The sequence below is a fragment of the Pseudomonas sp. GQ91 genome, from assembly GCF_059758795.1.
In genome coordinates, this window is the sequence record NZ_JCAXED010000013.1 from 152,648 (window position 1) to 172,455 (window position 19,808).

General features: G+C 59.9%; 19 protein-coding genes. 11 read left to right on the top strand and 8 right to left on the bottom strand.

Features of this window, described 5'->3' with window-relative positions:
- The first annotated feature begins 41 nt into the window (after positions 1–41).
- The gene (gene gcvH, locus AC6CIA_RS19975) at positions 42–425 is read left to right on the top strand and encodes a glycine cleavage system protein GcvH (protein WP_339527844.1); all 384 of its coding nucleotides are present in this window, start codon (positions 42–44) and stop codon (positions 423–425) included.
- Positions 426–533: 108 nt separating this feature from the next.
- Here gcvH and AC6CIA_RS19980 read toward each other — a convergent pair whose 3' ends face one another.
- From AC6CIA_RS19980 to AC6CIA_RS20005, 6 genes are all read right to left on the bottom strand, one after another.
- Positions 534–1,679, bottom strand: coding sequence for a DegT/DnrJ/EryC1/StrS family aminotransferase (locus tag AC6CIA_RS19980; RefSeq protein WP_498314479.1), 1,146 nt, complete (start codon positions 1,677–1,679; stop codon positions 534–536).
- Positions 1,680–1,841: 162 nt separating this feature from the next.
- Positions 1,842–2,159: a DUF2388 domain-containing protein gene (locus AC6CIA_RS19985; protein ID WP_038444322.1), complete on the bottom strand. Its 318-nt coding sequence runs from the start codon at positions 2,157–2,159 to the stop codon at positions 1,842–1,844.
- Positions 2,160–2,228: 69 nt separating this feature from the next.
- Positions 2,229–2,675 carry an NfeD family protein gene (locus AC6CIA_RS19990; RefSeq protein WP_498314481.1) on the bottom strand — a complete coding sequence of 149 codons (447 nt, stop codon included), beginning with the start codon at positions 2,673–2,675 and terminating at the stop codon, positions 2,229–2,231.
- Positions 2,676–2,685: 10 nt separating this feature from the next.
- The gene (locus AC6CIA_RS19995) at positions 2,686–3,606 is read right to left on the bottom strand and encodes an SPFH domain-containing protein (protein WP_339527852.1); all 921 of its coding nucleotides are present in this window, start codon (positions 3,604–3,606) and stop codon (positions 2,686–2,688) included.
- 87 nt (positions 3,607–3,693) lie between these two features.
- Positions 3,694–5,448, bottom strand: a complete 1,755-nt coding sequence (gene tfpB / locus AC6CIA_RS20000) for a type IV pilus assembly ATPase TfpB (RefSeq protein WP_498314483.1) — start codon at positions 5,446–5,448, stop codon at positions 3,694–3,696.
- Between the two features lie 136 nt (positions 5,449–5,584).
- Complete coding sequence (locus AC6CIA_RS20005) at positions 5,585–6,952, bottom strand: CYTH domain-containing protein (RefSeq protein WP_498314485.1); 1,368 nt, start codon at positions 6,950–6,952, stop codon at positions 5,585–5,587.
- 157 nt (positions 6,953–7,109) lie between these two features.
- On the opposite strand from AC6CIA_RS20005, the gene argE reads away from it, so the two are divergent.
- The 10 genes from argE (at position 7,110) to AC6CIA_RS20055 (ending at position 17,382) form a co-directional block, all read left to right on the top strand.
- On the top strand, positions 7,110–8,258 hold the full coding sequence (argE, locus tag AC6CIA_RS20010) for an acetylornithine deacetylase (RefSeq protein WP_498314487.1): 1,149 nt from the start codon (positions 7,110–7,112) through the stop codon (positions 8,256–8,258).
- 135 nt (positions 8,259–8,393) lie between these two features.
- Positions 8,394–9,692, top strand: coding sequence for an amino-acid N-acetyltransferase (gene argA, locus AC6CIA_RS20015; RefSeq protein ID WP_339527860.1), 1,299 nt, complete (start codon positions 8,394–8,396; stop codon positions 9,690–9,692).
- A gap of 543 nt (positions 9,693–10,235) precedes the next feature.
- Positions 10,236–11,564 carry an OprD family porin gene (locus AC6CIA_RS20020; RefSeq protein ID WP_498314489.1) on the top strand — a complete coding sequence of 443 codons (1,329 nt, stop codon included), beginning with the start codon at positions 10,236–10,238 and terminating at the stop codon, positions 11,562–11,564.
- Between the two features lie 382 nt (positions 11,565–11,946).
- The gene (locus AC6CIA_RS20025; RefSeq protein WP_498314491.1) at positions 11,947–12,585 is read left to right on the top strand and encodes a peroxiredoxin; all 639 of its coding nucleotides are present in this window, start codon (positions 11,947–11,949) and stop codon (positions 12,583–12,585) included.
- Between the two features lie 48 nt (positions 12,586–12,633).
- A complete protein-coding gene (gene ssuE, locus AC6CIA_RS20030) occupies positions 12,634–13,227 on the top strand; it encodes an NADPH-dependent FMN reductase (protein ID WP_498314493.1) in 594 nt (197 codons plus the stop codon).
- Positions 13,228–13,318: 91 nt separating this feature from the next.
- The gene (locus tag AC6CIA_RS20035; RefSeq protein ID WP_498314495.1) at positions 13,319–14,287 is read left to right on the top strand and encodes a sulfonate ABC transporter substrate-binding protein; all 969 of its coding nucleotides are present in this window, start codon (positions 13,319–13,321) and stop codon (positions 14,285–14,287) included.
- A gap of 25 nt (positions 14,288–14,312) precedes the next feature.
- Positions 14,313–15,461, top strand: a complete 1,149-nt coding sequence (ssuD, locus tag AC6CIA_RS20040; protein WP_498314497.1) for an FMNH2-dependent alkanesulfonate monooxygenase — start codon at positions 14,313–14,315, stop codon at positions 15,459–15,461.
- Positions 15,462–15,468: 7 nt separating this feature from the next.
- Positions 15,469–16,257: an aliphatic sulfonate ABC transporter permease SsuC gene (gene ssuC / locus AC6CIA_RS20045; protein WP_498314499.1), complete on the top strand. Its 789-nt coding sequence runs from the start codon at positions 15,469–15,471 to the stop codon at positions 16,255–16,257.
- Positions 16,254–17,060 carry an aliphatic sulfonates ABC transporter ATP-binding protein gene (ssuB, locus tag AC6CIA_RS20050; RefSeq protein ID WP_498314501.1) on the top strand — a complete coding sequence of 269 codons (807 nt, stop codon included), beginning with the start codon at positions 16,254–16,256 and terminating at the stop codon, positions 17,058–17,060. The genes ssuC and ssuB overlap by 4 nt, the downstream gene beginning before the upstream one ends.
- Positions 17,061–17,166: 106 nt before the next feature.
- Positions 17,167–17,382 (top strand): TOBE domain-containing protein, encoded by a 216-nt coding sequence (locus AC6CIA_RS20055; RefSeq protein ID WP_498314502.1) that lies wholly within the window; start codon positions 17,167–17,169, stop codon positions 17,380–17,382.
- A 115-nt stretch (positions 17,383–17,497) separates the two neighbouring features.
- On the opposite strand, the gene AC6CIA_RS20060 is transcribed toward AC6CIA_RS20055, so the two are convergent.
- Positions 17,498–18,139 carry a TetR/AcrR family transcriptional regulator gene (locus AC6CIA_RS20060; protein WP_498314504.1) on the bottom strand — a complete coding sequence of 214 codons (642 nt, stop codon included), beginning with the start codon at positions 18,137–18,139 and terminating at the stop codon, positions 17,498–17,500.
- A gap of 222 nt (positions 18,140–18,361) precedes the next feature.
- The gene (locus AC6CIA_RS20065) at positions 18,362–19,738 is read right to left on the bottom strand and encodes a glutamine synthetase family protein (RefSeq protein ID WP_339527878.1); all 1,377 of its coding nucleotides are present in this window, start codon (positions 19,736–19,738) and stop codon (positions 18,362–18,364) included.
- Positions 19,739–19,808 lie beyond the last annotated feature (70 nt).

Consider the following 19,808-nt stretch of genomic DNA (forward strand, 5'->3'; position numbering starts at 1 on the left):
TGGCCGCTGGCCGCTGACATTTCTTTTTGAGGACACAGACAATGAGTGATATCCCTGCCGACCTGCGTTTTGCCGAAAGCCACGAGTGGGCGCGTCTGGAAGCTGACGGCAGTGTGACCGTCGGTATCTCCGATCATGCCCAGGAAGCATTGGGTGATGTGGTCTTCGTGGAGCTGACCGAAGTCGGCACGGTGTTTGGCGCGACCGATCAGGCTGGGGTGGTTGAGTCAGTGAAGGCTGCTTCGGATATCTACTCACCGATTGCTGGCGAAGTGATCGCGGTCAACGACGACTTGAGCGGCAGCCCTGAGCTGCTGAACTCCGACCCTTATGGCGCCTGGATCTTCAAGCTCAAGCCAAGCAACCCGGCTGATCTGGACAAGCTGCTGGATGCTGCCGGTTACAAGGCTGCCATCGGCGAGTAAACGCAAATCCCACTGTGGGAGCGGGTTTTCTCGCGAAGGCGGAGTGTCAGTCAATACATCAGTGGCTGGCCCACCGCATTCGCGAGCAAGCCCGCACACTGAACTGTATCAACCGTGGGTTTTCAGTACCGCTTTGACCGTCGCTACAACCCGCTCCACATCCGCCTTGGTCATCGCCGTGAACATCGGTAACGACACAATCAAACGCCCGATTTTTTCCGCCACCGGGAACATACCTTCCTTGAATCCCCGCGCCCGATACAGGCTCAGCAGATGGATTGGCGGGTAGTGATAACCGATACCCACGCCGTGGGCCTGCATCTGCTCCATGAACGTGGCGCGTGCCGGCAGGTCATCCCGACGCTCAGGCAGCACCAGTTGGAACAGGTGCCAGTTACTGTTTTCAAAATCCGCAGGCGGCGTTTGCGCGCCGTAGGTGGCTTCAAAATCACTGCCAAGACACTCGAAGTAATGACGTGCGAGGTCCCGGCGATGGGCGGTGATCTTCTCGATATGTGCGAACTGCCCCAACCCGATGGCGGCTGCAATATCGGTCATGTTGAACTTGCCGCCTAGCACATCCACGTCCAAGCCGTCGAAGCCGCTGCGCGTCACCCCCTGCAGGCGATATTTCTCCGCTAGCCGTGCTTCATCGGCATTGTTCAACACCAGGCAACCGCCTTCGGAACAGGTGATGTTCTTGTTGGCCTGGAAGCTGAAGGATACGAAGTCGCCAGTGGCGCCAATCCGTTGGCCCTCCCAACTGGACCCCAGTGCCTGGGCGGCATCCTCCACAATACGCAGGCCATGCTTGTTGGCCAGCGCGTAAAGCCTCGGCATGTCCAGCGGCAGGCCAGCCAGATACACCGGGATGATTGCCTTGGTACGTGGTGTGATCGCGGCTTCCACTTGAGCGAGGTCGATATTGCGGGTAACCGGATCAATATCGGCAAACACCGGGGTAGCGCCCACCGCCAGAATCACGTTGGCCGTCGCCACCCAGGAAATAGGTGTGGTGATGACTTCATCCCCGTGCCCTACACCGGCGATGCGCAAGGCAATCTCCATGGTGCAGGTGCCCGAGTTGAAGGTGCGTACCGGCCGACCGCCGAAGTATTCCGACAATTGCGCTTCAAACGTCTGCACCTTCGGTCCGCTGGTGATCCAGCCAGAGCGCAACACATCACCGACCGCCGTGATCGTGGCTTCATCGATGGTGGGTTTGGAAAAAGGTAGAAAAGGCAGTTGGCTCATGACGAGAAAGGCATCCGTTTCAAAAGGACCAGGCGTGAAAAACGCGTCGACCCCGCCAGGGTGACACACAGTGACTGAATATAGCCTGTCATCCGTGAGCGAGTCGTCAACCGACGGGCGAAAAAAAGCCGCTTTAAAAAGCGGCTTTCTCATGAGGCGATGTTACTCGGCGGCAATAGCGTTTTTGGCCAGGATGGCGTTGGCCAATTCCATGTCCGTGGCTTTCAGGCCCGGGTTGTCTGCGCGCACTTTCTGCATGGCAGCTTCCAGGTAAGGACCACGGATGCCGCCGTCGCTGGCGACGAAACTACCGGCGTCGTCCTGGGCGGCGACCACCAGCTTATGGTCCTTGAACGTCAGGTATGTCGAGCCGGTGGTGGCGCCCGACGAGATGACATTACGCCAGAAGCTGTCGGCCATCGCCGAACCGACAGGAAGGGACAGCAAGGCAAGGGTAGCGACAGCATATTTAAGACGCATGATGGATGACTCCGACTAGGTTATCTGAACCGTTTGATTATGAATAACCCAGCCTAGTTCCGTGACTGACTAAACAGTTTCCACGCGTAAAATCACGCCGTCCTGGCCAATCACCCGGACATGGACCCCGGCGGGTGTATCAGGCCCGGTGACTATCCATACGCCATCGTTCACCTTTATTTTGCCCCGACCCTCGATGATTGCCTCATGCACCAAGAACGTGCGCCCGATCAGTTCTGAACCGCGCATGTTCAGCCCAGGCTGATCGCTGGCCTTGGCGGCGCTGCGCTGGCGTTTCCACCAATACACCGCTGTCAGTATGGACAGCACGGCAAACAGCAGCAGTTGCAATTCCAGCCCAAGTCCCGGGATCAGGAACTTGAGCACGCCCACGGCGGCGGCCGCGATCCCCATCCACAACAGGTAACCGCCGGTCCCGAACACTTCAAGGATCAGCAGCACCGTGCCCAGTGCCAGCCAGTCCCAAAACGACAGATGTTGCAAGAACTCCCACATGGCGCGTGCCTCAGGCTTTCTTGTTGTCGAAGGTGGCCTTGACGATTTCGCCGATACCGCCCACCGCGCCGATGACCTGGCTGGCTTCCAACGGCATCAGGATCACTTTGCTGTTGTTGGCCGAGGCAAGTTTGCCCAGGGCATCAATGTATTTTTGAGCGACAAAGTAGTTAACGGCTTGCACATTACCCGAGGCGATAGCTTCCGATACCACCTGCGTCGCTCGGGCTTCCGCCTCGGCCTGACGCTCACGGGCTTCGGATTCAAGGAACGCTGCCTGACGACTGCCTTCGGCTTCCAGAATCTGCGCCTGCTTCTTGCCCTCGGCCGTCAGGATCGCCGATGCCCGCAGGCCTTCGGCTTCGAGGATCTGGGCACGCTTGATCCGTTCGGCTTTCATCTGGCCGGACATGGCCGCCATCAGGTCCGCGGGCGGGCTGATGTCCTTGATCTCGATACGGGTGATTTTGATGCCCCACGGAGCCGTGGCTTCGTCGACGGTGCGCAGCAGTCTTTCATTGATGCCGTCGCGCTGGCTGAGCATGGCGTCCAGCTCCATGGAGCCGAGCACCGTACGAATGTTGGTTTGCAGCAGGTTGCGGATGGCGTGTTCGAGGTTGTTCACCTCGTAGGCCGCCTGGGCGGTGTTGACCACCTGGAAGAAGCACACGGCATCGATCTGCACGGTGGCGTTGTCGGCGGTGATGACTTCCTGGGGTGGAATATCCAGCACGCTTTCCATGACGTTGATCTTGCGGCCGATGCGATCCATGACCGGAATAATGATGTTCAGACCCGGCTTGAGCGTGTTGGTGTAGCGCCCGAAGCGCTCGACCGTCCACTGGTAGCCCTGCGGCACAACCTTGAAGCCCATGAAGAGGATGGCGATGGCCAAGCCTACGAAGAGGAGAAGAACGGTACCGGTCTGCATAACGATTCCTTGTCTGGATAGTGGCGGTAACACGGATTTTGTTGAGTGTAACGGGCTTGTCAGAGATAGGAACGGTTTACTCGCTCATCAATAAAGCGAAGGTGTTACTCGAAACACTTCTTCGAGACTGGTCAGTCCGGCCGCCACCTTGTGTGCGCCGGCAAGACGCAGACAGTGCATGCCGTTTTCGAGTGCTGCGCGGCGCAGCGCCTGGACGTCAGTCTCGGCGCTGACCAAGGTTCTGGTTGCGTCGTTCATCAGCATGATTTCGTAGACGCCGGCGCGCCCGCGATAGCCGCTTTCGCGGCATTCCGCGCAACCGTTGGCGCTGAATATCTGCGCTGGCAATGGAACCGGCCAAGGCTGTGTCACGCGTTGCCAGTCTTCATGGTTCACCGCGACAGGGCTTTTACAGTGGGGACACAGCAGCCGCACCAGACGCTGAGCCATGACGCCGAGCAACGTTGCCTTGATCAGGTAATGTGGAATGCCCAGCTCCAGCAATCGGCTGATGGCGCTCGGGGCGTCGTTGGTGTGCAGGGTCGACAGCACCAGATGCCCGGTCAACGCCGCCTGGATCGCCATTTCGGCCGTTTCCGCGTCGCGGATTTCACCGATCATGATGATGTCCGGATCCTGGCGCATCAGCGCGCGTATGCCGCTGGAAAACGTCAGGCCGATGTTGTGTTGGACCTGCATCTGGTTGAAGGCTGGTTCCACCATCTCGATCGGGTCCTCCACCGTGCACAGGTTGATCTCGCGGCTCGCCAGTTGCCTGAGGGTGGTGTAGAGGGTGCTGGTCTTGCCCGAACCGGTGGGGCCGGTGACCAGGATGATGCCGTTGGCCTGGCCGGTCATGTGCTGCCAGCGTTGTCGGTCGCTGGGGGACAGTCCCAATTGCTGGAAGTCTTTGAGCAGTACCAGGGGATCGAAAATCCGCAGCACCAGTTTCTCGCCGAACACCGTGGGCAAGGTTGAAAGGCGCAGTTCCACTTCGCCGCCGCCCGGGCTTTTAGTCTTGACCCTCCCGTCCTGGGGTTTGCGCTTTTCGGCCACGTTCATGCGTCCGAGACTTTTCAGGCGGCTGACCACCGCCATGCTGACCTGGGACGGAAACTGATAGACGTCATGCAACAGCCCGTCGATGCGAAAGCGTACGCGGCCATGGTCGCGGGCGGGTTCGAGATGGATGTCGCTGGCGCGCTGGTCAAATGCGTATTGCAGCAACCAATCGACGATGTTGACGATGTGCGCGTCATTGGCCTCGGGTTCCTGGTCGATAGCGCCGAGGTTGAGCAGGTGCCCGGTGTTGGCCGTGGCGAGGATCTTGTGATCGGCGCCGCTGACTGACTTGGCCAGCCTGTAGAACTCCAGGGTACAGCGCCGGATGGTCACGGGGTTCGCCACCACACGCTTGATGCGGCGCTTCAGGACATGTGCCAGGCCAGCTTCCCAAGTGTGCAGGTAAGGCTCGGCGCTGGCGACCGTGACGCTGTCGGCGTCGAGGCCGACGGCGAGAATGTGATGGCGCTGGGCAAAGGCGCAGGACATCAGCGGCACCACCGTGGTCACGTCGATCTTCAGTGGATCGATACGCAGATAGGGTTGATCAACATGGTGGGCCAGCCACTGCGTCAGCGTTTCCAGGGACAAGGACTGATCAGGGCAGGCAGGGTCGACGAGCGCTTGGCTGGCGAGCAGCTCCAGAGGGTGCAAATCGCGGATGGGCAGGTCGAGCAGTCGCGCGACCGTCGCTTCGCTGATCAGCCTGTGGGCGGTCAAGGCGGGCAGCAACTCGTTGAGGGTCAGCCGACGATCCTGGAGTGCTGGCTCAACGGTCATGGCGGCTGTCCTGGGCGGTCTTTAGGTAGCACCAAGGTTAGTCGCCCCTTGGCCGCCACCGCCCAGAATGGTATTGCAGGTTCTTACCGGGCCATCCGCCACCACGGACGGCCAGATGCTCTTGCGCTGTGGGGTTTTACAGCCGCAGCAAGGTCTTCCACGCGCGGTTCTGATAGACCGCAATCACCTGATGCATACGCGCATCCAGCGATTCGTCGGTGATCGGCTGGTTGGCCAATGCCGCCAACTTGTTCAACTCACCGTACAAACGATCCAGTTCCGGGATCTCCAGCAGATGACGGGCATGGTGCAGCCAGGCCTGCAGGCGTTCGATGCGCGGCAGTTGTTCAGCCAGGTCTTCCGGCTGTTGCTGGTAGCGCGGCAGGCGCAGGGCGACGGCTTCGTCGGCCAGCAGGCGCGGCAGCCAGTTGGCGATCTGCGCGGCGCCCTGGCGGTTGCCGCGTACATTGCGGTCCAGGCTCCAGGCGCGGGCCAGCAGCCAGCGCGAGGTGTTCAACGAGAACAGGCCCCAGCGCACATCGCCTAGCTCTTCGATGAACTGCTCGGGCGCGGCCTTGCGCACGTCTTCGTCCTCGTCGCCCGCCTGGACCAGCGGGCGCCAGTCTTCCAGCAGGGCATCCAGGGTGCTGCGCAGTTCGCTGGTGGTTGGGCGTGGCGCGGCCTGGCCAAGGCTGCCGATCAGGGCACGCAGTTCGGCGAGGTTCTCCACCCAATCCTGCAACAGGCGCCAGTGACCGTTGAAACGGTACTGCTCGGCCAGGCGCTGGCTGCTGCCCAGCAAGTGCCAGGTCAGTGCGGCGAACACCTCGTCCAGCGGCATTTCCGGGGCCAGCACCGGAGCTGGCAGGCTCAAGGAGTAACTGTTGGCGTCGAACAGGCGATAGCCGCGCTCGGCCTTGCTGATGTCACACGGCATCAGCGCCAGGGTCTGCGCCAGCTCGGCGGCGAGTTCCAGCAGGGCGGCCGGCTCGCCTTCGCGCAGCTCCAGTTCCAGCTCGCAGATTTCTTCTTTCTGCTTGCCGACGATGACGTGACCCAGGTCCAGCGCCGCTTCGATCACCACCTTGGCCTTGCCACGGCCCCAGGCGATTTCGGCCCGTTCACGCACGAAATCCGTGGTGAAAATCGGCTTCAGGGTCTTTTTGTCGAGTTCGGCCAGTTGCTCGGGCCAGCATTCGCCGTCGAGTTTCTTTACGTCGAGCTTGGCTTTGGGCAGCTTCCAGTCGTATTCATTACGCTCCGACAAACCGGCGATGCTTTGACCGCGGGTCTTGAGGGTCTGGATCACTTCGTCGCCGTCCCGGCGCAGGCGCAAGGCGACTTTGGCCTGGGCCAGGTCGCGCTGCGGGGTATCGAAGTACTGGTTCATCAACTCACGGCGTTCCCAGCCACTTTTGTTGCGTTTTTTCAGTAATGGGTGCTCACGTAGCGCGGCGAGGGTCTCGCGGCTGACGCGGAGCTTGATTTCGGTTTCTTTCTGCATGGCCGGAAAATCCAGGATCGGGAGCGCAGCCGGGTAAATGTGTGGCTGCCAAGGTCGTGCAGTGTACAGGACTGAGCCCGGCAACGTGCCGCAACGGTTTATTGTGCGACGCAGATGGTTCTATGATGAGTTTCATCTGGAAGTTGAGAGACAGCGCATGCCTTTACCGTCGATGAAAGAACAGTTTGCCGCGCTGATCGCCGCGCCCTCGGTCAGTTGTACCCAGGCCTCTCTCGATCAAACCAACCGTCCAGTGATCGATTTGCTCGCCACGTGGCTCGGTGACTTGGGGTTTTCCTGCGATATCCAGCCGGTCAGCCCCGGCAAGTTCAATCTGCTGGCCAGTTTCGGGACGGGCCCTGGCGGCCTGGTATTGGCGGGGCATAGCGACACCGTGCCCTACGACGAAGCGCTGTGGCAGACCGATCCGTTGAAACTGACGGAAGTGGATGGCCGCTGGGTAGGACTGGGTAGTTGTGACATGAAGGGCTTTTTTGCCTTGGTCATCGAAGCCGTATTGCCGCTGTTGGACCAACCGTTCAAACAACCGCTGCTGATCCTCGCCACCTGCGATGAAGAAAGCTCCATGGCCGGCGCCCGTGCCCTGGCTGAAGCCGGTCGTCCGTTGGGACGTGCGGCGATCATCGGCGAGCCCACCGGCCTCAAGCCGATCCGCCTGCACAAAGGCGTGATGATGGAGCGCATCGATATTCTCGGGCGCAGCGGTCACTCCTCGGATCCGCGCCTGGGTCACAGCGCCCTTGAAGCGATGCATGACGCCATGGGCGAGTTGCGTGGCCTGCGCCTGGCCTGGCAACGGGAATATCGCAACGCGCAATTCAGCGTACCGCAACCGACCTTGAACTTTGGCTGTATCCATGGCGGCGACAACCCCAATCGCATTTGCGGCCAATGCTCCCTGGAGTTCGATTTGCGGCCCTTGCCGGGCATGGATCCCGAGGTATTGCGCGCCGCTATTCGACAGAAACTGGGGCCCGTTGCCGAGCACCATCAGGTGCAGATCGAATACGCGCCACTGTTCCCCGAAGTACCGCCCTTCGAGCAGCCTGAAGACGCAGAACTGGTGCGCGTGGCGGAACGTTTGACCGGTCATCGCGCCGAAGCAGTAGCGTTTGGCACCGAAGCACCTTATCTTCAGCGCCTCGGGTGTGAAACCCTGGTGCTTGGCCCCGGCGATATCGCCTGCGCCCACCAGCCGGGCGAATACCTTGAAATGTCACGCTTGACGCCTACAGTGCGTCTATTGCGGGAACTGATTGAACATTACTGCCTCAAGCCTGCATAAATTAACCCCACCTCATCCCGTACATAAAAGGAGAGCGAGCGTGTCGCCAAGCCTGTTCCGACGATAACCATCAGCCCGCTGTGCGTTTAGCGATTCATCCTTTTTTGGCTGCTTTTTATTACAGGCCCAGGTTTTATGCCCGAATACGTCAATTGGCTTCGTCACGCTTCCCCTTACATCAATGCCCACCGCGACTGCACCTTTGTGGTCATGCTGCCGGGTGACGGCGTGGACCATCCGAACTTCGGCAATATTGTCCACGACCTGGTGCTGCTCCACAGCCTCGGCGTGCGGCTGGTGCTGGTCCACGGTTCGCGCCCGCAAATCGAAACCCGCCTCGCGGCGCGCGGCCTGACCCCGCATTACCACGAAGGAATGCGCATCACCGATGCCGCGACCCTGGAGTGCGTGATCGACGCGGTGGGCCATCTGCGCATAGCCATCGAAGCGCGCCTGTCGATGGACATGGCGTCATCGCCGATGCAGGGCTCACGCCTGCGGGTCGCCAGTGGCAATCTGGTGACCGCGCGGCCTATCGGCGTGCTGGACGGCATCGACTATCACCACACCGGCGAAGTGCGCCGGGTCGACCGCAAGGGCATCAATCGCCTGCTGGACGAGCGTTCCATCGTGTTGTTGTCTCCCTTGGGCTACTCGCCGACCGGGGAGATTTTCAACCTGGCCTGCGAGGATGTCGCGACCCGTGCGGCGATTGATCTGGGGGCCGACAAGCTGCTGTTGTTTGGCGCCGATCTGGGCCTGATCGACGAAAATGGTCGGTTGGTGCGTGAATTGCGCCCGCAGCAGGTACCCGCGCATTTGCAGCGCCTTGGCAGCAACTATCAGGCCGAATTGCTGGATGCCGCGGCCCAGGCGTGCCGGGGTGGCGTGGGCCGCAGCCATATCGTCAGTTATGTCGAGGACGGGGCTCTGCTCACCGAGCTGTTTACCCGGGACGGCGGTGGCACCCTGGTGGCCCAGGAACAATTCGAATTGGTACGCGAGGCGGCGATTGAAGACGTCGGTGGCTTGCTGGACTTGATCAGTCCGCTGGAAGAACAGGGCATTCTGGTGCGCCGCTCCCGGGAAGTGCTGGAACGCGAAATCGAGCAGTTCAGTGTGGTGGAACGCGAAGGCATGATTATCGCCTGTGCCGCGTTGTATCAGATCGCCGAATCGGACGCTGGCGAGTTGGCCTGCCTGGCGGTCAACCCGGAGTATCGACACGGCGGGCGTGGTGATGAGCTGCTCGAACGTATCGAGACCCGTGCTCGCGCCCAAGGCTTGAAGACGCTATTCGTGCTGACGACGCGCACTGCCCACTGGTTCCGCGAGCGGGGCTTTGTGCCCAGCAGCGTGGATCGTCTGCCGTCCGCCAGGGCGTCGTTGTACAACTTCCAGCGCAATTCGAAAATCTTCGAAAAAGCCTTGTAAAACACCCACCCACGGCAGGGGCGAGCCCCGCTTTCCCTGCCGCCGGTGTGCTTTTACTCGCCTGCACAACCTCTCCGCGACCCGCGCCGAATAGTCCGGCAACACGTACATTTAAAAAAACGTGAGCGATACAAAAACTGTAACAAATTGACGAGAGGATGCGCGTTTGGCCATGATGGCGTCGCGTTTTCGATCGTGAGTGACGTATGCAGCGGTGCATTCACGCGAAGCGATCTGAAAAACGGCCAAAAATTACCCTTCAGAAATCAGCGTATGGCGCGATACCCCATTGCGGGACCATCGTCTCATGGCGTGACTTATTCCTGAAATGAATGAAAAAGAACGAAATTATTCTTTTCGGAAGTATGGAAGTCTTATTACCCTGCAAGGACCCAATAAACGGTGATTAGACGAAGGTCGTAGACACACATGCTTACGATTGACTTGTCAGTCACGATCTGGCGCTAATCGCGCATCTGTGGATCGAGGGCGTCAGACCCGAGACCAAAGAACTACAAAAATTAGAAACGAGAGGAGCGGTACATGAAGAAGTCCACATTGGCGTTAGCTATTGCGGTAGCTGCGTTGGCTCAGCAGGCTGGGGCAGCAGGCTTTATCGAAGACAGCAAGGCATCGGTGAGTTCCCGGACCTTGTACTTCAACAATGATCAGCGTGAAAACGGCGGGGCTGATCAGCGCGAAACGGCCACGGGCCTGAAGTTCAATTACCAGTCGGGTTTCACCCAAGGCACCGTTGGCTTTGGTATTGATGCTCAAGCACTCGTCGGTATTCACCTGGACGGTGGTCGTGGTCATCACCCGGACAGCAACACCTTCGTTCCAAGCGATACCGATGGTTCGGCTGTGAGCAACTGGAGCAGCGCGAGTGCCAACGTGAAGGCCCGCTTCTCCAAGACCGAAGCGCATCTGGGTGGCGCCCTGGCACCGAACCTGCCGATCCTGGTCGCGAGCGACGGTCGTCTGTTGCCACAAACCTTTGAAGGCGGCACGGTCACCTCCAAGGAAATCGACAATGTGACCTTCAACGCCGGTCAACTCGAGCATGCCACTGGCCGTGCCTCGAGCAACAGCACTGGCCTGTCGGTCAACGGCGCGAGCCAGGAAAGCAACAAGTTCCGGTTTGGCGGCGCTGACTGGAAAGTCACCAAAGACCTGACGCTGCAGTACTACTACGCCAACCTGGAAGACTTCTATAAGCAACACTTCCTGGGCCTGGTTCACGTCTATCCGATCGCCGAAGGTCAATCGTTCAAGACCGACGTGCGCTACTTTGACAGCAGCTCCGACGGCAAGAATGGTCAGGCTGGCTATCAGTTCAACAACAACGGCGGTTACGCGAAAGACGCTGGCGAGGTCAATAACAAGACCTGGAGCGCCATGTTCACTTACACCTTGGGTGGCAGTGCGTTCCTGTTGGGTCACCAGCGCGTCAACGATGATGGCGGTTTCGTCTGGTTGAACCAAGGCAGCGTTGTCGACGGCAATGGTCGTAACGAAGGTGCCGGTGGCGCGAGCTTCTACCTGTTCACCGATAGCATGATCAACTCCTTCGTGCGTGCGGGTGAAAACACCACGTTCGGCCAGTACTCCTATGACTTCGCGGCATTGGGCGTTCCAGGCTTGAAAACCTCGATTGCCTACCTGCATGGCGACAACATCAAAGCCAAGAACGGTGGCAGCGACCAGTCCGAGTGGGAGCGTGATATGCGCATTGACTACACCATTCAAGAAGGCGCACTTAAAGGCTTTGGTACCACGTTGCGTCACGGTGTCTACCGTGGCAGCGGCACCGGTATCAACGACCAGGATCAGACTCGCCTGATCTTCAACTACACCTACAGCTTCCTGTAAGTCCGGTTGATAAAAAAACCTCGCCTTATCGCGTAATGCCGTTCAGTTAGCAAGTGAAGCGCCTGATACCGCTTGTGTGGCGAGGGGGCTTGTCCCCCGTTGGGCTGCGTAGCAGCCCCAAAAGCCTGCCCCATCGTCCAGTCAAACCGGGGGGCAGGTTTCAGGGCTGCTGCGCAGCCCAACGGGGGACAAGCCCCCTCGCCACAGGCGGTGTTCGGCACGCGACTTTCTTAACTGAACGGTATTACGCGTTATCGCGGGGTTTTTTTGGGGTGGATTTTTATATTTCTTTTTGATCTAAATAAATCGATATTTATTCTTTTTAATTTGTTTTTGTCGCAGGCACAGTAGGCTCCATAAGCACTTCATCAGGAGCCAAATCATGAGCCTCAGACTGGGTGATATCGCCCCCGACTTCGAACAGGAATCCAGCGCCGGCAAGATTCGTTTTCACCAGTGGCTGGGTGATAGCTGGGGCGTACTGTTTTCCCATCCGGCGGACTTCACGCCGGTCTGCACCACTGAGCTGGGTTTCACCGCCAAGCTCAAGGACGAATTTGCCCGGCGCAGCGTCAAGGCCATCGCCTTGTCCGTGGACCCGGTGGACTCCCATCACAAGTGGGTCGAAGACATCAACGAAACCCAAGGCACCGTCGTCAACTTCCCGATTCTGGCCGATGCCGACCGCAAGGTCTCCGACCTGTATGACCTGATCCACCCGAACGCCAGTGACACGCTCACCGTGCGCTCGCTGTTCGTGATCGATCCGCACAAAAAAATTCGCCTGACCATTACCTACCCGGCCAGCACGGGCCGTAACTTCCACGAAATTCTGCGGGTCATTGATTCGCTGCAACTGACCGACCACTACAAAGTCGCGACCCCGGCCAACTGGCAGGACGGTGATGAAGTGGTGATCGTGCCGTCGCTCAAGGACGAGGAGGACATCAAACAGCGTTTTCCCAAGGGCTATCGGGCGGTGAAACCTTATCTGCGGCTTACCCCTCAACCCAATCGTTAAAGCGCGCCACGTCGCGAACCGCTGACACGTGCTCAAGGAATTTCCTACATGCTGGTTGTAACACTTGGTGGCAGTCCCAGCCAACGCTCCCGCTCCGGGGTGCTGCTGGATCATTCCCGACGCTGGTTGCAGCAACAAGGTGTCGAAGTGGTGAGTTATCGGGTACGGGACTTCCCGGCCGAGGACTTGCTGCACGCACGTTTCGACAGCCCGACAGTCCTCGACCTGTTGCAGCAAGTGGCCAACGCCGATGGCTTGCTGATTGCGACGCCGGTATACAAGGCGTCGTTTTCCGGCGCGTTGAAAAGCATTCTCGACCTGCTGCCCGAGCGTGCGCTGGCGCACAAGGTTGTGTTGCCCATGGCCACGGGCGGCAGCATTGCGCACATGCTGGCGGTGGACTACGCGTTGAAGCCGGTGCTGTCGGCCTTGAAAGCCCAGGAGTTGCTTCATGGGATTTTCGCCGAAGACAGCCAGATCGCTTATGGCGAAGGCAGTCAACAGGCGCAACTGGCGCCGGTGCTCGAACAGCGCTTGAGCGAGGCCCTGGAGCAGTTCTACAGCGCGCTGGCCCGTCGCCCGAAACCGCTTGATCCGCACGTGTTGAATGAACGTTTGTTGAGTGCTCGCTGGAGCATTTGAGCCGTACCCTGATTTCGTAACCCTCACCTTACTCAGCCGCCAACGGCCAAGCAGGTGCAGCCAGGACCCTTATCGCTATTTGGAGAGCGCCATGCGCACTGTCATCTTGCGTCGGGGACTGGTCGCGCTGTTTGCCGCGGCTGTGTCCTTTGGCGTCATTGTTCAAGCACAAGCGGCCGAGACCCTGCGTATCGGCTATCAGAAATACGGCACGCTGGTGCTGCTCAAGGTAAAAGGCACGTTGGAAAAGCGCCTGGCCGAGCAGGGCGTTCAAGTGCAATGGACCGAGTTTCCTGGCGGTCCGCAGTTGCTGGAAGGATTGAATGTCGGCTCGATCGACTTTGGTGTGACCGGCGAAACGCCCCCGGTCTTCGCCCAGGCCGCTGGCGCTGATCTGCTCTACGTCGCCTATGAACCGCCTGCGCCCACCAGCGAGGCAATCCTGGTACCCAAGGCGTCGCCGATCACCTCTGTGCAGGGCCTCAAGGGCAAGAAAGTCGTCCTCAACAAAGGCTCCAACGTGCATTACCTGCTGGTGCGCGCCCTGGAGGATGCCGGCCTGAAATACACCGACGTACAGACTGTATTCCTGCCGCCCGCCGATGCCCGCGCCGCGTTCGAGCGTGGCAGTGTCGACGCCTGGGTTATCTGGGACCCGTACCAGGCCGCCGCCGAGCAGCAGCTGCAGGCCCGCACCCTGCGTGACGGCAGCGGCATCGCCGATAATCATCAGTTCTACCTGGCCACCCGGCCTTACGCCAAAAAACACCCGGAGGTGATCAAGGCGCTGGTGGAAGAAGTGCGCGCCGTCGGCGATTGGGCCAAGGCCAACCCGCAAGAGGTAACCGCCCAGGTTGCCCCGCTGCTTGGCCTGCCGGTCGATGTCACCCTGACTTCGATGCAGCGCCAGGGCTTCGGTGCGTTGTTCCTGACCCCGGAAGTGATCGCGGCGCAGCAGAAAATCGCCGACAGCTTTTACCAACTCAAATTGATCCCCAAGCCCTTGAGCATCAAGGACGTGATCTGGACGCCACCTGCGTCCGTTGCCAAAGCGCCGTAATCCGCCTTTTTCAGGAGACAACTCCATGAGCCTCAATATTTTCTGGTTCCTGCCTACCCATGGGGATGGCCATTACCTTGGCACCACCGAAGGCGCGCGCGCCGTCGATCACGGTTATTTGCAGCAAGTCGCCCAGGCAGCGGACCGCTTGGGTTTTGGCGGCGTATTGATTCCCACCGGACGTTCTTGCGAAGACTCGTGGCTGGTGGCAGCGTCGCTGATTCCGGTGACCCAGCGCCTGAAATTTCTCGTTGCCCTGCGTCCCGGGATTATTTCGCCAACGGTGGCTGCGCGTCAGGCGGCGACCCTGGATCGACTCTCGGGTGGGCGGGCGCTGTTCAATCTGGTGACCGGTGGTGATCCGGAGGAGCTGGCCGGTGACGGCTTGTTCCTCAGCCATGAAGAGCGGTATCAGGCGTCAGTGGAATTCACCCGCATCTGGCGTCGGGTGCTGGAAGGCGAAACCGTGGATTACGACGGCCGACACATCCGTGTCAAAGGCGCCAAATTGCTTTATCCACCGATCCAGCAACCGCGTCCGCCGCTGTACTTCGGCGGTTCTTCGCAAGCGGCCCAGGACCTGGCGGCCGAACAGGTGGACATGTTCCTCACATGGGGCGAGCCGCCGGCCGCGGTGGCAGAGAAGATCGAACAGGTCCGGCACAAGGCCGCCCAGTTGGGGCGCACGGTGCGCTTCGGTATTCGCCTGCATGTGATCGTACGGGAAACCAACGAGGAGGCCTGGAAAGCTGCCGACAAACTGATCGCCCATCTGGACGACGACACCATCGCTCGTGCCCAGGCGTCATTGGCGCGTTTTGATTCGGTAGGCCAGCAGCGAATGGCGGCCTTGCACGGGGGCAGTCGCGACAATCTGGAAGTCAGCCCGAACCTGTGGGCCGGCGTTGGCCTGGTACGCGGCGGGGCAGGCACCGCCCTGGTGGGGGATGGCTCGACGGTCGCGGCGCGAGTCAAGGAGTATGCAGCGCTGGGCATCGATACCTTCATCTTCTCCGGTTATCCGCATTTGGAAGAGTCATACCGGGTGGCGGAACTGCTGTTCCCGCACTTGGATATCGAGCGCCCCGAACTGCCGAAAAGCGCCGGTTATGTCAGCCCGTTTGGCGAGATGGTGGCCAACGACATCCTGCCCAAAGCGGCGTCACAGAGCTGAGGTCGAGATGAGTATTCAAGGTTTTTTTCATCGATTGGCGCCGTGGGCGCTGCCGTTGCTGCTGTTGGCGGTATGGCAGTTGTCGGTGTCGGCGGGCTGGTTGTCGACGCGGATTCTGCCAGCGCCGGACGCGGTGATCGAGGCTGCGATCACGCTGGTACGCAGCGGCGAAATCTGGACCCACCTGGCCATCAGCGGCTGGCGCGCTGGGCTGGGTTTTGTGATCGGCGGCGGTATCGGCCTGGCGCTGGGGTTTATCACCGGTCTGTCGAAATGGGGCGAGCGCTTGCTGGACAGCTCGGTGCAGATGATCCGCAATGTGCCGCACCTGGCGCTGATTCCATTGGTGATCCTGTGGTTCGGCATCGATGAAACCGCGAAGGTGTTCCTGGTCGCGCTCGGTACGCTGTTCCCGATTTACCTCAACACTTATCACGGCATCCGTAACGTCGACCCGGCCTTGGTGGAAATGGCCCGCAGCTACGGGTTGTCCGGGTTCAGCCTGTTTCGCCAAGTGATCTTGCCGGGTGCCTTGCCCTCGATCCTGGTGGGCGTGCGGTTTGCCCTGGGCTTCATGTGGTTGACGCTGATCGTGGCGGAAACCATCTCCGCCAGCTCCGGTATCGGTTATCTGGCAATGAATGCCCGCGAGTTCCTGCAAACCGATGTCGTGGTGCTGGCGATTGTGTTGTACGCCGTTCTTGGCAAGCTCGCGGACCTGGCGGCGCGTGGCCTGGAGCGGGTCTGGTTGCGCTGGCATCCGGCTTATCAAGTCACTCAAGGAGGTGTGGCATGACTGCTCAACAACCTCCGCGCCTGTTGCGAGGCATCCCGCTGGCTGTGCGTCAGTTGCGCAAGTCGTTCGGCCCCCGGGAAGTGCTCAAGGGCATTGATCTGCACATTGCGGCAGGCCAGTTCGTGGCGGTGGTCGGTCGCAGTGGCTGTGGCAAAAGCACCTTGCTGCGCCTGCTGGCCGGCCTGGATCAGGCCAGCAGCGGCGAGTTGCTGGCCGGCTCCGCGAGCCTGCACGCGTCTATTGAAGACACGCGGCTGATGTTCCAGGAAGCGCGCTTGCTGCCATGGAAAAAGATCATCGACAACGTCGGCCTGGGGCTCAAGGGCAATTGGCGTCCCCAGGCGCTGGACGCGTTGGCGGCGGTCGGCCTGGCCGAGCGCGCCGATGAATGGCCAGCGGCCTTGTCCGGTGGGCAAAAGCAGCGGGTTGCCCTGGCGCGTGCGCTGATTCACCGGCCGCGCTTGTTATTGCTGGACGAGCCCCTGGGTGCGCTGGACGCCCTGACCCGGATTGAGATGCAGCAACTGATTGAAAATCTCTGGCAGCGGCACGGCTTCACCGTGCTGCTGGTGACCCACGACGTCAGCGAAGCCGTGGCCATTGCCGACCGGGTGATCCTGATCGAAGACGGCGAAATCGGTCTCGACCTGCAGGTCGATCTGCCACGCCCCAGGGCCCGGGGTTCCCACCGCCTCGCGATGCTGGAAGCCGAAGTACTCAACCGAGTGCTGTCGCTGCCCGGCGTCCCGCCTGAACCTGAACCTGTTTCACCACTGCCTGCGCAATTGCGTTGGGCGCAGTAAGGCTGCTGCAAGCTTCGAGCTATAAGCAGTAAGAGAAAGCAGGATGTTTTTACTTGCAGCTTGTAGCTAGCAACTTGCAGCTCATTTCGACCCAAGGAGAAATCTTATGACTATTAAAGCGATCAACGTGCGTAACCAGTTCAAAGGCACCATCAAGGAAATCGTCGAGGGCGAAGTGTTGTCGGAAATCGATGTGCAGACCGCGTCCGGTATCGTCACGTCGGTGATCACCACCCGCTCGGTCAAAGAGCTGGAATTGGTGATCGGCAGTGAGGTGATTGCGTTTGTTAAGTCCACGGAGGTTTCGATCGCGAAGCTGTGATCGGCTCCAGGCCACTTTCGCGAGCAAGCCCGCTCCCACATTTTGATTTGTGAACCCATTCAAAAATGTGGGAGCGGGCTTGCTCGCGATGAGGCCGGCCCAGGCAACACATTACTCAGTGCGCAGTTGCTCGCTTAGGCAAAAACGCCGGCAGATAGAGTCCCACATACGCATCGAACACCCGCATCCCTTCCTCGGCCATACGCGGCGTGATCTGCCCGTGCTGATGCACCGAGCGCGCATACACGCGGTCGCTCAATTCCAGCGCCAGGGCGAATACGTCAACATCCGCGGGCAAGCTCGGCACCTCGAAGTGCCGGTTGAACACGGCCAGCATCAAGTCCCCCAACTCCAGATCATGCTGGCGGTCAGCCTGGGTCACTTCGGTCAGGCCATGCTGGGCGAGGATCAACTGGCGAGCGGCAGCGTCTTTGCTGTAGATCGTCAGCATGCGCAACTCGACCACGCGAGACAGATCGCGCCAGTGGTGAAGCTTGTCGTGATCGATGGGTGCTTGCAGGGCTGCGCGAAAAGCCGCGTGAACGTCGGCGGTCAATGCTTCCAGCAGGGCCGGCACGCTGGCGAAGAAGTGATACACCGATGAGGGTGGAATCTGCGCCCGTTCGGCCACGCTGTAGATCGACAGACTGCCCACGCCTTCGGCGGCCAGCAATGTGCGAGCGGCGTCGAGGATCGCGTCGATCCTGGCCTGGCTGCGGGCGCGGGGCTTGCGCGGGGTGGCGGGGCGGGTGGTCATTGAAGTCTCCTACAAGGCAACGCGCATTGTATGAGCAGGAATCTGTGTTGTCTGCCAGGGCCTCATCGGGAGCAAGCCCCCTCCCACATTTGACTGCTGGTACTCGACCAAGTGTGGGAGGGGGCTTGCTCCCGATGAGGCCAACGCGGTCTCCCGAAATAAACCCATAAAAAAACGCCGCCGACTCAAGTCAGCGGCGTTCCTTTTAGCAGGAGCAAGCGCTTACACGGTATGCAGGTACCAGTTGTACTCGAGGTCGGAGATGGAGTGTTCGAACTCTTCCAGCTCACTTTCCTTGCAGGCGACAAAGATATCGATGTATTTCGGATCGATGTACTTGGCCATCACCTCGCTGTCGTCCAACTCGCGCAATGCGTCGCGCAGGTTGTTCGGCAGGCTTTGTTCGTTCTGCTCGTAGCTGTTGCCTTCGACCGGTGCATTCGGCTCGATCTTGTTGGTCAGGCCGTGGTGCACGCCCGCCAGGACCGAAGCCATCAGCAAGTACGGGTTGGCATCGGCGCCGGCCACACGGTGTTCGATCCGCACCGCATCGGCGGAGCCGGTGGGTACGCGGATCGCCACGGTACGGTTGTCCAGGCCCCAGCACGGTGAATTCGGTACGTAGAACTGTGCGCCGAAACGACGGTAGGAGTTGACGTTGGGGCACAGGAACGCCATTTGGGCGGGTAGGGTCTCCAGCACACCGCCGATCGCGTGACGCAATGCGGCGTTCTGCTCGGGATCCTCGCTGGCAAAGATGTTCTTGCCGTCCTTGTCCAGGATCGAAATATGTACGTGCAGACCATTGCCCGCCTGGCCCGGGTAAGGCTTGGCCATGAAGGTGGTGTCCATCTCATGGTCGTAGGCGATGTTCTTGATCAAGCGCTTGAGCAATACCGCGTAATCGCAGGCCTTGATCGGGTCGGCGACGTGGTGCAGGTTCACTTCGAACTGGGCCGGGGCGCTTTCCTTGACGATGGCGTCGGCCGGAATGCCTTGCTCTTTTGCACCTTCCAGAATGTCCTGGAGGCAGTCGACGTATTCGTCGAGGTCGTCGATCAGGTAGACCTGGGTCGAGTGCGGGCGTTTGCCGGAGATCGGCGAGCGAGGCGGCTGGGGCCGGCCGTTCACGTTCTCCTGGTCGATCAGGTAGAACTCAAGCTCGAAGGCTGCGCAGATGGTCAGGCCGAGCTCGTCGAACTTGGTCACGACTTGCCGGAGCACTTCGCGCGGATCGGCGAAGAAAGGTTCACCTTCAAGTTCGTGCATGGTCATCAGCAGTTGCGCGGTAGGACGCTTTTGCCAGGGCTCATTGCACAGGGTGTCAGGGATTGGATAACAGATTCGGTCAGCATCACCGATATCCAGACCCAGGCCAGTGCTTTCCACCGTCGAGCCATTGATATCCAGGGCAAATAAAGAGGCAGGCAAGTTAATGCCCTTCTCGTAAACCTTGTGGAGGCTGGTGCGTTCGATGCGCTTGCCGCGCACCACACCATTCATATCCGCAATTAGAAGGTCTACGTACAGAACCTCAGGATGATCCTTAAGGAACGCGTTCGCTTCGTTAAGCTGAACGGCACGCGGGGGTACCGACATGATGCAACACCTTTGTTGTTAAAAATATCAATCATTGATCTTCTCTGGTTTCAGTCAACCCGAACGGCTT